This is a genomic window from Streptomyces sp. NBC_00989, from assembly GCF_045162655.1.
Taxonomy (GTDB): Bacteria; Actinomycetota; Actinomycetes; order Streptomycetales; family Streptomycetaceae; genus Streptomyces.
On sequence record NZ_CP108728.1, the window covers coordinates 11,832,764 to 11,845,452 of the forward strand.

The 12,689-nt window shown below is 69.1% G+C and carries 12 protein-coding genes; 3 read left to right on the top strand and 9 right to left on the bottom strand.

Annotation, left to right across the window (positions count from 1 at the left end):
* Window positions 1-70: 70 nt before the first annotated feature.
* Window positions 71-364, bottom strand: coding sequence for a hypothetical protein (locus tag OG714_RS53585; RefSeq protein ID WP_406131676.1), 294 nt, complete (start codon window positions 362-364; stop codon window positions 71-73).
* Between the two features lie 660 nt (window positions 365-1,024).
* On the opposite strand from OG714_RS53585, the gene OG714_RS53590 reads away from it, so the two are divergent.
* Window positions 1,025-3,013, top strand: coding sequence for a hypothetical protein (locus OG714_RS53590; protein WP_406117744.1), 1,989 nt, complete (start codon window positions 1,025-1,027; stop codon window positions 3,011-3,013).
* 349 nt (window positions 3,014-3,362) lie between these two features.
* On the opposite strand, the gene OG714_RS53595 is transcribed toward OG714_RS53590, so the two are convergent.
* The 4 genes from OG714_RS53595 to OG714_RS53610 form a co-directional block, all read right to left on the bottom strand.
* On the bottom strand, window positions 3,363-4,673 hold the full coding sequence (locus tag OG714_RS53595) for a HEAT repeat domain-containing protein (protein ID WP_406117743.1): 1,311 nt from the start codon (window positions 4,671-4,673) through the stop codon (window positions 3,363-3,365).
* Between the two features lie 313 nt (window positions 4,674-4,986).
* The gene (locus OG714_RS53600; protein WP_406131674.1) at window positions 4,987-5,247 is read right to left on the bottom strand and encodes a hypothetical protein; all 261 of its coding nucleotides are present in this window, start codon (window positions 5,245-5,247) and stop codon (window positions 4,987-4,989) included.
* A gap of 97 nt (window positions 5,248-5,344) precedes the next feature.
* On the bottom strand, window positions 5,345-6,544 hold the full coding sequence (locus OG714_RS53605) for an RNA-guided endonuclease InsQ/TnpB family protein (protein ID WP_406117742.1): 1,200 nt from the start codon (window positions 6,542-6,544) through the stop codon (window positions 5,345-5,347).
* Between the two features lie 245 nt (window positions 6,545-6,789).
* Complete coding sequence (locus OG714_RS53610; protein ID WP_406117740.1) at window positions 6,790-7,518, bottom strand: SDR family oxidoreductase; 729 nt, start codon at window positions 7,516-7,518, stop codon at window positions 6,790-6,792.
* A 74-nt stretch (window positions 7,519-7,592) separates the two neighbouring features.
* Here OG714_RS53610 and OG714_RS53615 point away from each other — a divergent pair, with 74 nt between their 5' ends.
* Window positions 7,593-7,970: a MerR family transcriptional regulator gene (locus OG714_RS53615; protein ID WP_406117739.1), complete on the top strand. Its 378-nt coding sequence runs from the start codon at window positions 7,593-7,595 to the stop codon at window positions 7,968-7,970.
* A gap of 67 nt (window positions 7,971-8,037) precedes the next feature.
* Here OG714_RS53615 and OG714_RS53620 read toward each other — a convergent pair whose 3' ends face one another.
* Both OG714_RS53620 and OG714_RS53625 read right to left on the bottom strand, forming a co-directional pair.
* Window positions 8,038-8,700 (bottom strand): hypothetical protein, encoded by a 663-nt coding sequence (locus OG714_RS53620; RefSeq protein WP_406117738.1) that lies wholly within the window; start codon window positions 8,698-8,700, stop codon window positions 8,038-8,040.
* 155 nt (window positions 8,701-8,855) lie between these two features.
* A protein-coding gene (locus OG714_RS53625; protein WP_406117737.1) for an IS5 family transposase occupies window positions 8,856-9,739 on the bottom strand; the annotation gives its coding sequence in 2 pieces (ribosomal slippage) (window positions 8,856-9,392 and window positions 9,395-9,739; 882 coding nt in all).
* 239 nt (window positions 9,740-9,978) lie between these two features.
* On the opposite strand from OG714_RS53625, the gene OG714_RS53630 reads away from it, so the two are divergent.
* Window positions 9,979-10,500 (top strand): DinB family protein, encoded by a 522-nt coding sequence (locus OG714_RS53630; RefSeq protein ID WP_406131673.1) that lies wholly within the window; start codon window positions 9,979-9,981, stop codon window positions 10,498-10,500.
* A gap of 499 nt (window positions 10,501-10,999) precedes the next feature.
* On the opposite strand, the gene OG714_RS53635 is transcribed toward OG714_RS53630, so the two are convergent.
* Window positions 11,000-12,187, bottom strand: coding sequence for a polymorphic toxin-type HINT domain-containing protein (locus OG714_RS53635; RefSeq protein WP_406117735.1), 1,188 nt, complete (start codon window positions 12,185-12,187; stop codon window positions 11,000-11,002).
* Entirely contained in the window at window positions 12,163-12,591 is a 429-nt protein-coding gene (locus tag OG714_RS53640; protein WP_406117733.1) for a hypothetical protein, read from the bottom strand. The genes OG714_RS53635 and OG714_RS53640 overlap by 25 nt, the downstream gene beginning before the upstream one ends.
* Window positions 12,592-12,689 lie beyond the last annotated feature (98 nt).

Consider the following 12,689-nt stretch of genomic DNA (forward strand, 5'->3'; position numbering starts at 1 on the left):
GGCTGCAGCCGGGGGAGGAGTCACGCAGCAGGTCCCTGCCGGGGCAGCCGGACACAAGCCGGCACTCGCTTCACGCGGCGCCGCTGACCCCGGGGGTGATGAAACGCCGGTGCAGCGGGCAGAACTCGCTCTCGGGCTCGCCGGTGATCCCTGCCTTCTCGACCGCAGGGAACAGCCGTGCGGCGAAGAAAGCCTGGAAGGCCTGCTCCGACTCCCAGACATCGGTCACGTTGAGTCCCTGGCCGTCGAACCACGCCACATGGACCTGAGCGCCCTCAGGCGCGGTCTCCTCCCAGCCCGCGGCATCCCGCACGGTGTCGTACTGCTCGGGGGTCACACCCGCCCAGCGCATGACCATCACCACAGCCAATTCCCGCTCCTTGCTCGTGTCGTCTACGACCGGCCCTCACGCCGGCCAACGCCCGACCACCTGCACCCGCACAACTGCGGCCGCCGGTCGCGGTGGCTCAGGCATCGTCCCGCGGGACACGCCCCCGGCGAAGAGCGCACAGAGGTGCGGCACAGCAGCGGTTCACTCTTCACGCCCGGCAGACAACGGCCTGACTGCCCGCACGGACATCTCGTTCCGCGGCAGGGAACAGCACCCCCAACGAACGCCCGGAGACCTGAGCTGCCGGTGAGCGACCGGACAGCAGGCGAGCTGACGACGGATGGCCTCGGCGGTGCGCAGTCCTGTCACCCCTGGCGGGGAAAGATGTCGCCGGCCGGACGATGACCGACGTAGACAGGGCGGCACCCGGGGCGGCCTGCACCACGTCCGCCACCCGCTGGAAGAACTCTCGCTGAGTCCTGCCCCCCCCGCGGTGCCGAGACTGCGATCAGGCCGGCAGGCCCAGGCCACGCAACAGTTCGCCGACACGGACGGTCTGCTTGCTCACGGCGTGTGAACCGCGCGACCGGGCGGAACACCGTCGCACACCCCGCAGGCGGTGACCGGCCCGGGATTCACTCGTTTGACGCAACGACACATCGCCACGTCCCCTCCCGGAAAGCGTCCTGCTCCATGCAACTTCGCTCGCTCCGGCGCCACACCGGGGGCGTCAGGTCCCGGGTCCGGCAGACCGAATCCGTCCTCGTCGAGCAGTACGGCGACCTCGTCCGCCTGGCACATCTCGTCCTTCCCGCCTCACTCGGCCGGCACCGGCGGGTACTCCTGGCGCACTCCCTCGTCCAGCGGACGCTGCGCCGCGCGGGAACGGCACCCACCGCACCCACCGCACCCGCCGTCCCCCTGCCGCGCCGGGAGTCCCGCGGCGGGGACACCGTCGAGCGCCGCCTCCTGGTGGAAGTGCTGCGCGCCGCGCTGACCTACGGGCGGCGTCCGCGGATGTGGCCCGCACGCTTCGTCCACCCGGGCGCTCTGCGGCCCCGGCTGCCCATGGTCTGGGGGCTGCGGCTGTTCCCGCGTTCGGGAGGAGCGGACGAACTCGCCCTGGCACAGCGGCTGTCCGCAGCCCCCGCCGCGGCCCGCGCAGCCTTCCTGCTGCGTACCGTCCACGGCCTGCCCCCCGACACCGTCCACGCCCTGCTGGAGTCGGCGGACGCGCCGGATGCGGCCGCCGCCCTGCGCACCGCAGGCCTCCTGGAGGAGGACGCGCGCAGGCCACCTGCCACCCTGCTCGCGTCACAGGAGTTCGACGCCTGCGCCCTCCAGGCCGGCCCCACCGATCTGCTGCGCCGCACCCGGCGAACCCGCCTGGTCCTGGGGACGGCCGCGATCGGACTCGTGACGGTGGTGACCCTGGTCGTGGCCGCCGGCGGCACGGCGCACCGGACGGGCACCCAGGCACCCGCGTCACACGGCACACCGGGGCCGGCCGACCTGGTGCGCACGGCCGCCGGAGTGTGGGACAACACCTCGCGGGTCGACTTCACCGCATGGCCGGCCCGCGGCTCCCGCGTCCACGACCAGCACCTCCTCGACCGCGCCCTGTCCGCATGGACGCGCCCGCAGGCCCGCACCCACCTCCACCTCGCCCCCGCCACGACCGCGAGCCCACCGGCGACCGCACCGCAACTGCTGTACGCCGGGGACGTCGGCGACCGCGCCGTGGTGCTGCTCTACGACGGAGCGCGTCTCGCCCGCTACAGCGAGACCCGCTCCGCGGCGCGGGACACGCAGCTCAGCATCGCCCGCGCCGACGACGCGGACGTCACCACGGCGGCGGCCCTCACCCTCACCCCGGCAGGCAGCACCGCCCGCTACCTGCTGGCCCCCTGGATCGCCGAGACACAGACCCGCGACCTGCTGCGCCCCGATGTCCCCGCCCGCGCGCTGCACGTCTCCAAGGACGGCGTCACGGACCCGGTCGCGACCGGGCCCGCGACAGGGGACTGCGACAGCCGGCCGGTCCTGCAACTGCGTTCCTCGCAACGCATCGCCGAACACCACGCGTTCCTGCTCGCCCCCCTGGGCGACCTGTCCCCGGTCCACCTCACCTACACCCCCCTGCCCGGACACGGCACACCACCCGCCCGCCAGCCCCGCGAGGCCACCGGCCCCCAGGCCCTGCTGGCCTGGGCCCACCAGGCCTGCTCCCTGCAACTGCTGCACGACACCGGCGTACGCGCCGTCAACACCTGGGACTTCGCCGAACAGGACCTGCCCGACGGCGGCGGCCACGCCGTGTGGACCTGCGCCCGCGCCGACACCTGGCGCGGACCCGGCGACGTGACGGTCTCCTTCCGCACGAGCACATACGCACCCGGCGCACCGGCCCGGACCATCACCCGGGCCCGCGCGACCGCGGCCTGCAGCCGGTTCGGCCAGCACGTCGTGGCCGCCGACGGCTGGCGCTCCCCGAACGGCCACTGGTACGCACTGGCCGCCGGCAGCCGCGCCGTCACACGCCTCACGGTGAGCGGAGACGTGACGGCCACGCAGCGAACCCGCACCCTCGCCGTACCCGCCCCCCACAACCCACGCATCACCGTCCGGGCCCGCCTCGCCACCGGCGAAGAGCTGAACGCCGTCGGCACTCCCGGAACGTGAAGGAAGAAGACCTCTGGCTCACGCCGGCGGGGGACCGGCCGCCCGTCAGCTCTTGCATGATCAACACCAGCCGCATTGCGACCAACCGGGCGAGCACCACGCGGGCGGAGCTCCTGTCCCTGGTCGGCAACGGCCATTTCGGCGAACTCGTCGGCTTCCGGTCGCCGGCGACAGCAGAGCAGTCTCGCTCCGGAGGCGTGTCGTTGCTCGCGGGCCGGCGCTTCTGCCCCACCGCGAACGAGACGTCCGCGAAGGCCACGTTGTGTTTGAGAACAAGGGCTGCCGGTGTTCTCAAACCAGCTGGCTCCTTTGCAGGTCAGCGAACCACAGCCTGCACGACAGGAGATCGTCACTCGCCGTCCGGGTTGTCCTTGCGCCACCTCCACCGCCAGAACTCGTCGACCCGATGGTCGTGTTCGAAGCCGGCACCGAGTGGCCCCACCCGTTCGATCGCCTCGGCGGTGCGCGGGTCGTCCCGCCGGGCGAGACCGTAGGCGGCCTCCAGACGCACGAGTTGGTTGTCCTCACCGAGCAACGCGGCCAGGGCGTCGGCAACGGCGGGCGTACGGTCCGGGGAACCGGCCAGCGCCGCCACGGCCTCACCCCGCACACCGGCATCCGGTGCCTCGGCCAGCAACAGCAGCGCCCGGGTGATCTCCGGGAGGAGGTCGCCGTCCCGCATGCTCGCCTCGCATGCCCTGAGCCGCACTCCGGCGTCCGGGTCGCGCAGGAGGGTGCGCAGGGCGGCCCTGGCCGCGGGCGTGCGGGTCGCGCAGAGGGCGTAAGGCACTTCGCGGCGTACACGCGGGTCGGGATGGCCGGCATGCCGAAGGCCGATGGCCTCCTGACCCGGATGGGCACGGTTGGTGAAGGCGTCGAGCACCTTCGCGAGCATCTCGCCGTCCGTTTCCTCGGCCGCCCACGCGGCCAGGACTTCGCCCTCCTCCTTCTCGTAGTAGGGACTGGTATCGAGGAACCCCCGCATCCGCAGGTAATCCACTACGAACCGGCGATGCGCCCGCTCCGGGTCGTGACGATGGGCCACCACAGCGGACCAGGTCTCGAAGCTGCGGCGCTCGGTGAGGATCCAGCAGACCGTGGACCAGCCCACATGCTCCTCGTCCGGCTGCTCCACAGCACGGGCGATCAGTTCGTCGACGGGGGTCAGAACACGGAAGGCCCACTCCAGCGCGGTCAGGATGGCACCGTGCCCAGCCCGCACGACGAGGCCGCCGAGCGTGACCTGATCGACCCAGTCGTACTCGCCGTCCTGAACCCGGACCGTCACGGCCGGACCCGGTGCGCCCGTCCTGCGCCGCAGCTCCTCGGCCGCGCCCGTCTCGTACCAGCTCCGGGCCGACGCGAGCAACCGTTCCCGGGCAGCCTCCGCAAGCCGCAGCCGGGGCTCCTTGCCCAGCACCGCCGAGAAGAGCGCCGGGGAACCGCCGTCGACGGCGCACCCCAGCGGCGTGGTCCCGTCCGGCAGCACCCGGTCAGGGTCCGCCCCGCCCTCCACCAACGCCTCGGCGACCTGCTCGTCGTACGCCGTCACCGCCACACACAGCACCGGCAGCCCGTTCGCGTCCACCGCATCCGGATCCGCACCCCTGCTCAGCAGATCCCGAACCGCCTCGGCATCCCCCGCCCGAACCGCCGACACGAGCCGACCCTCGAGTCCGACCTCGCCCATGATCCCGCCCCCCCGTTCCCAATGACACCGCCAGCCCGCCCGGCAGAGCGCGCATCTCGCCGGGGAAGCACGGTCGAGCTGCGCCGCCAGCTGTCCGCGGCCTCCACCCCGCTCGCAGCACCGCCCCACCACCGGCTACGAGAACTTCCCCGCGAAGGGCAACTCACCTGAGCCCCCGCCGCATCGCATTCTCAAACTATCTGGCAGCCCCGCGGAAAAGCCTGCCACCTGCCGGCTCGAATGCGATGGGACACCCACGTCACAGGCTCTACGGTCGCGCCAGTCAGCCCGAACCGCTGAGTACACGAAGATCGAGGAGACCTTCCAGGCCGGCAAGGGCCTCGCCGGCCTGGAAGAGCACCAGGTCCGCCGCCACACCCCCTGGCTGCGCTGGGTCACCCTCTCGGCGCTCGCCCACGCCTTCCTGGCCGTCATCCGCGCCGACGAGCACCCCGCCCCCACCGAACTCATCGCTCTCACCGGCAACGAAATACAGCGACCATTCGCCCTGCCCGCCGCATCCCCGAACCACCAACGCGACCATCGCCTGCACTGGTCCCTATGACGTCGTCGACACCAGGCCCGCGCCCGCGACTGCCACTACCGCCGACGCGAGGCCACAACTTGACTTCCTCCCCTGCCTAAAGGCGGGGGATTCCAGCGGTCGCCCGCTGGGGTTCCTGTTTCACCGACGACTGCCCCGTCCGGGAGGACTCCCGTTGAGGTCTTACACCGTCTCCACAGGCTGCTGCCGCCAGCCCGGCGGCCAGGATGTTGCGTGCCGCGTTCACGTCGCGGTCATGCACGGCGCCGCAGTGCTCGCACGTCCACTCACGGACGTTCAGCGACAGTTTCCCGCGCACCGTGCCGCAGCTTCCGCACAGCTTCGAGCTGGGGAAGAAGCGGTCGATCACGACGAGTTCACGCCCGTACCAGGCACACTTGTACTCCAGCATGAAGCGCAGGTCCGTCCAGGCCGCGTCCGAGATGGCGCGCGCGAGCGTGCCGTTCTTCAGCAGGTTGCGGACGGTCAGGTCCTCGATCACGACCACTTGGTTCTCGTGGACGATGCGCGAGGTCAGTTTGTGCAGGAAGTCGCGGCGCCGGTCAGCGATCCGCGCATGCACGCGGGCCACCTTGCGGCGGGCCTTCTCCCGGTTCGCAGAGCCCTTCGCCTTGCGCGACAGCTCCCGCTGCGCGCCGGCCAGACGGGCGCGATCCCGCCGCTCGTGCTTCGGATTGGCGATCTTCTCCCCGGTGGACAGGGTCACCAGGGAGGTGATCCCGGCGTCCAGGCCGACCGCTGTGTTCATGGCGGGGGCCGGGGCGATGGTGTCCTCGCACAGCAGGGACACGAACCAGCGACCCGCCGCGTCGCGGGACACGCTCACCGTGGTCGGCTCCGCACCTTCAGGCAGGGGGCGCGACCAGCGGATGTCCAAAGGCTCCGCCATCTTGGCCAGCGTGAGCAGTCCTTCGCACCAGGTGAAGGCGCTGCGGGTGTACTCGGCCGACGCACGGGACTTGTAGCGCGGATACTTCGCACGCTTGGCAAAGAAGTGGGCGAACGCCGCCTGAAGATGACGCAGCGCCTGCTGGAGCGGAACCGAGGACACCTCCGCCAGGAAGGCCAGTTCCTCGGTCTTCTTCCACTGGGTGAGCGCGGCGGACGACTGCACGTAGGAGATCCGGCGCTGCTCCCCGTACCAGGCCCGGGTGCGCTCCTCCAGCGCCTTGTTGTACACCAAGCGGACACAGCCGAACGTGCGCGACAGCTCCGCCGCCTGCTCGTCCGTGGGGTAGAAGCGGTATTTGAACGCCCGCTTAACCTGCTCCGCCATACCTCACCCTCTATCAACTCCCGTGTGAGAGGCGGGTATCGGACGGTCGGCGGTGGGCGCCGGTCCGCCCCGGCGGCGAACCGACTCCTCCTGCCCTGCTCCGCAGGAGCTTCGTTTCCTCCCCGGCCTGAAGGCCGGGGTATCCACGAAGGAAGGCCCCGATGAAGATCCACGACTGCGGATGGAGTGTTAATTGACTGAGCTCAGAAGCAACCGACCGAAGTCAGTGCGGCCCGAGGGCCCCCTCATCCCGCCGTTAGCGCCGCCAGGGCGCGGTCCATCGCGTCGTTGAATTCTTCCGGCGTCAGCGGCAGACGGGACTTGATGTCCCGACTCCACTGGTCGGCGAGGACCTCGGCGAAGCCTGCCTCGACACCGTCGAGCGCCGCGTCGGCCAGGTCCGACGGCGCGATCTTGGCCACGGGCCAGCCCGCCGCCATGTCGGTGTCGGCCAGGCCGAGGTGCACCGCTGTCACGAGCGTGCCCTGCTCGGAGAGTTCCAGGCGGACGCCGTTGGTCATGGCCCAGGCGGCGGCCTTGGTCAGGTGGTAGGTATTGGCGCCCCTGACCCCGAACCATGACATGGCGGAGAGGACGTTGACGATCGCGCCCCCGCCGTTTTTGGCGAGCGTCGGCGCGAACTCCCGGATCATTCCCAGGTGGCCGAACATGTTGGTCTCCAGCTCGTGCCGTACCGCGTCCAGCGAACCGGTCACCAGGTCGGTCCCCGTCTGGATCCCCGCGTTGTTGATGAGCAGCGAGACGTCCGGGGCGGCCTCGGCTGCGGCCCTCACGGATGCGGGATCGGCGATGTCGAGGGGCAGCACGTCGACCCCGGGCAGGTCCACGGTCTCGGGCCGGCGAGCCGTCGCGTAGACCTTGCGGGCGCCCCGTTCGAGCAGACGCTGGGCGAAGGCGCGGCCCAGGCCGCGGTTGGCTCCGGTGACAAGGGCAACTGAGTTGTTGATGTCCATGCCCGGTACGCTAAAACCTGACGCTGACGTCAGAGGCAAGTGCTGGTCATCAGGGCCGGGGGAGAGGAATCACCATGACCGTTACGCAGGCCGCGGTCGAGCGGTTGATCCGCATCGGCGAGGTGGCGCGGGGTGCCGGCGTCTCGGTACGCGCCGTGCGCTACTACGAGCAGCAGGGGCTGCTCGTCGCGGAGCGCAGCCCATCCGGCCAGCGTCTCTACCGGCAGGATGCCGTCGCCCTGGTCCGTTTCTTCCAGCAGATGTTCGCCGCCGGCCTGACCAGCCGAGGGATCATGGCACTCCTTCCGTGCTGGGACTCCGGGCACACCGACGCCGGGCAACGAGCCATGCTGCGCACCGAGCGGGACCGCATCCAGGCCAAGATCGACGACATGCAGGCTGCCCTGGACCGCCTCGACAAGGTCATCGCAATCACGGACACGCACCCGTAGGCGCGGTCGGTCGGACGTCGCACCAGCGATCTACGGCTGGAGTACTAGGGCGTGTTTCAGAAGTGGATCAAGCATCGTGGTCGGTTGGGCGGGGTGTCTCGTCTGTCCAGCCTCGAGGTAAGGCCAGTCGGCCTGACCGATGTGCCTCGCGCTGTTCGGTGACCCATCGCTCGACCTGGTTCACGGATGTCGCGAGCGACTGGCCGGTGGTGTCGATCAGGTGGGTGCGCCATCGCGGGTCCTCGGCGGTCCACGTGGTCCACCGGCGCCAGACCATCTCCGGCCAGCTCCCGTCGATGATGACGTCAGGCCGGAAGCGCGGGTCGCGGGCGTGCCCGCGGTGCCATGCGGCCCAGCCGCAGAAGGCGTCGGTGGCGGCCTGATCCCATCGGCCGCCGTCGCGTGCGGCGAGTCGGTGTCGCCGGTCCTGGTCGGCGACGTCGATCAGGCAGACTGCGGTCCCGTTCAGCAACGGGGCCGAGGGGGCGGCCAGGACCTCGCCCAGTGGCGAGTTCCCGGACAGCAGCAGGTCCATTCCACGGTCCTGGTACTCCAGCGCGCGCCGTACCCACATCTCGGTCATGTGATTGCGCCAGTGGGGAGGGATAGGAGGGTCCGGGACACCGACTTCGTCGAACTCGTGCACCACGACCCCGTCCAGCCGGTCGGCGAGGGCGAAGGCGAGCGTGGTCTTGCCCGCGCCGCTGGATCCGGTCAGCTTGAGCAACATCTGGCCAGGGTGACAGCCCGCAAAGGCTTTCTCGACTGGTTTGTGGGGCCTCCACCGGCTCTCGGCTTTCGCCGGATTCCTACAGCCACTCGTTGATGGCGGCGACCAGTACGGTCGCTTCGTAACGGACGGCAAGTTTGATGCCCCTATGGATGTCAACCGGCGGGGGCTGGTGCGGGAGATCGCCTCCGCGATGTGAGTAGGGCTTGGTAGATCTCGCGGGCGACGTATCTCGTGGCGACCGCGCGGTGTCTTTTAAGGCGATTGATGCCGCACTCCACCGCGTGGCGTTCTTTGTAGTCAACCGGGTCGAACTTCGGCGGACGGCCGCCGCGAGAACCGTGCTTCTTGCGGTTGGCGATCTGATCGCGCTTCTCCGGGATGGTGCAGCGGATCCCTCGTCGGCGCAGGTAGGCGCGATTCGCACGGGAGCCGTAGGCCTTGTCGGCGCGGACCTTGTCCGGCCGGGTGCGAGGCCGGCCGGACCCGGACCGGGGTACGCGGATGCGGCCGAGGACGACCTGGAACTGCGGGGAGTCTCCGCGCTGCCCGGCCGTGATCACCAGCGACATCGGTTTCTGGGCCTGCTCGACCGCCAGGTGCAGCTTGGTGGTCAGACCGCCCCGGGAGCGTCCGAGCCCGTGGTCGTCGGGCTCGATGGCAACCCCGCCGGGCGGCTCGACCTGGAGATCCCCCTTTTGCGAGCGCCAGCCGCGTGCTGGTGGGCACGGGCGACGGTGGAGTCTACTGAGACGTCCCAGGTGATCAGGCCCTCAGCATCGGCCCGGGCCTGGAGCTGTTCGAGGATGCGGTGCCAGGTGCCGTCGCGCTGCCAGCGGCGGAACAGCCCGTACACCGTCTCCCACGGCCCGTACCGTTCGGGTAGGTCCCGCCACGGTATGCCGGTACGGGTGCGGAACCGTATCCCGTTGATCAGCTGCCGCTTGGTGTGCACCGGCGGGCGTCCGGACTTGATGCCCCTCGGCAACAGCGGCTCCAGTACCACCCACTGGATTTCTGTCAGATCTCCCCGAGCCACGAGACGTGATCATCGCACAACCTTGATCCACTTCTGAAACACGCCCTAGTACTCCAGTACGGTTTCGTGATTCATGGCTGGAGGGTGCGGCAAGTCGTCACGGCGACGCGTCCTTGGAGCGGCAGATGTTGTCGGGTGCTGCGCACATCCACGCTTGCGTTGGCCTGCCGTTGATCGTGTGTCCCGGATTTCGGAGAACTCCCTGCATGACCGCCGGAGTTGGGGAATCCTGGCTGCTCATGACCGAAAATACGAGCGAAACAGCTCCGGATAATGAGGTCAGGGCGCTTCTTCGGGTCTTGACCGGGCAGCGTCGCCACGTTCTCGGCATCCTTGACGGGCTCGACGCCGAAGTTCTGCGACGGCCGGTGCTGCCATCCGGATGGCACTGCCTGGGGCTGGTCCAACACCTCACGCTCGACGTTGAGCGTTTCTGGTTCCGTGCGGTTGTCGCCGGGGACGAGGAGATCATCCGCGGCCTGACGAGCGGCGACGAAGCTTGGAACGTGGCTCCGGAAGCGCGGGCCGTCGACGTGCTCGACGGATATCGGCAGGAGGCAGAGCTCTCCGACGTCATCATCGCCACCACCTCTGCCGACGCCGTCCTGGCCTGGTGGCCTCACGACCTGTTCGGCGAACCACACCTACACACCCTGCGCGACGTCCTGTTGCACGTCATCACCGAGACTGCATGCCACGCCGGCCACCTCGATGCGGCACGAGAGCTCATCGACGGCCGGCGCTGGTTGGTCCTGACCTAGCACTGCGGTCCAGCTTCATGACCTCGTGTCAGGGTCGGCCGGGAACGAGCACGACCACCGCGTGATCATCGGGGGTTGTGTGGACTCCTGAAGATCGTGCGGTGGCTGCGGGCCACGGCGTAGACCCTGCCCGTTGGCGGGCGATGTTCGACCAGGTCATGGCCCGGATCGCGGGCCGGTTCGGGCGAGTTGAGCCCCGGGCCGTGGCCCGCGCCTACCTGCATGGCCAACCAAGCGGCGACGTTGCCGCCGTCTACCGCTTCGACCACGTGGTGTGCAGTACGCAGGGAACCACCGGCGCGAGTTCCACCCCCAATGAAGTCGAGGGCTATTACCTGCGCGTACGGCAACGGGGCCGGGCCGCGGAGGTGAGCGGCCTCCTGGTCCTGGTGGCTGGATTCGCTGCGCAGAGCGACGGTGTCGGCAGCGGCGGGGCCGCCTGCGCCGACAGCGCCAGCGGCGATCGCGGCACGCAGGACCCCTCGCCTGCTTGTCGTTGTCACTGGTCGAGCTGCTCCTCGATGAGGCTGGCGGCAAGGGCGACGGCCTTATTCACCTCGCTAGTGACAAGCAGGATGTTGTTCTCGGCAACGGGATAGGCGGACACGCCGAACTCGCCGGCGGCAGCGCCGATGACAGGGAACCGTTCGCCCCCGCGCATCTGGAAGTCGTCTGTCCGGGAGAAGGTGAGCATGGTGGTCGACAGCTCTGGATACAGCGTGCTCAGCAGCGGATGCCTGTGGGCGGCCTGCAGCAGGGTCCACATCGCCGGCGTGTAGAGGTCCGAGCCGGAGTGTGGGGGGCGGAACTCCTGCAGCAGGCGCGTCCATGCCGATTCCGGACTGCGAGAGTCACTCAGCATGGCGCGTCTCCGTTCACGAAGGTCGTGATGGCCCGGGCAGCCGCGTTCCCGCAGATGTAGCGCAGCTCCATCGCCGTGACCACGCGTGGCTACGTAACTCTCTCCGCCGGTCAGCATTTCGTCGACCCTTGTGATGCCGTGCATGTTGAAGGTCATGCGTCCACTGCGGCTGACAACGACGTCGATCATGTCTCGGACCATGGGCTCGGTCATGACGCCCCCGATGGGGACGTTGAACATGGCGTCGGTGTAGGTGATCGCTGCGACGCTTCGAGCGAACTCGTCCAGAAGCCCCTGCTGGCCACCATGGATGCTTCTCAGACCCAGGGCGAGGTGGGGCCCGCAGCCAGGCTGAGCGTTGTGGACCAGGTCACCTTGGCCAGTGCCCACATAGTAGGTGTGGAGATCGTCGACGGTGAGGTTGTAGACCGGGGTCTGCTTGGTGTGGTGACGGATGGCAGTGATCTGTACCCGAGTGCCGCTGCTGGTTTGCAGCCATTGACCGGCCGTCAGGTTGCCTGCTTCGACCCACTGATGGAGTGCGGGAACCCAGAAGGGGTGGCCGTTAGTGGCGGTGACGGCGCCTGTCTTGGTCCCGGTGGCAGAGGTGGCCTGGCGAGAGGTCGGCCGGGCCATGGATTTTCGTTTCCCGCACACGATCGCCACGCACGACGTCAGCCCCCGTTGACCGTCGTGTGATCCCGACGATCGCTGGACTTTCCGCGACTGCTCAGGGTCTACGAGCCGCCAGTGGTGTTCGAGGAGCAGGAACCGCAGCCGAGTCAGTTGCAAGCCCTGCTTCAAGGGCGTGCCGGTTTCTTCCATGCACGTGCGCCGGCCCGTCGCATCAGTGCTTCTGTGGCCTTGTCGGCCAGCAAAGGGTGTACGAGCCGGACGTATCTGGCTTGCCCCGACAGTGATTTTCTGAGTTGGGTGAGGTTGCGGGCGCTGTAGGAGATTTTTCCGTGGACCTCGATGACCCCGGCCGTCAGTGCCAGCTGCTCCACGTTCACGGTGAAGTCGACAGTTTCTGTTTCGGTGCCGACGACGCAGTCCACATAGCCCTCTCTGATGTCGAGTTCGACGCTGTACTCGACGCCGCCGGCTGTGTACGTCGACACCGGTAGGACGTTCTCCGTCTCGACCGGACCGGCCAGACGCAGAGAACCTGCCGTCTCTGCGTAAGCCGCTCGTACTTCTTCGAAGAAGATCTTTGACGATGGGGCCATGCGGTCCTCCTCTGCCTCTGCAGTCTTCCGCCGGCCTAGGGCGGGTCGGGTCTCGTCAGCGGGTGCTGCTATTGCTCGGTGCACGTCACATGCGCGGC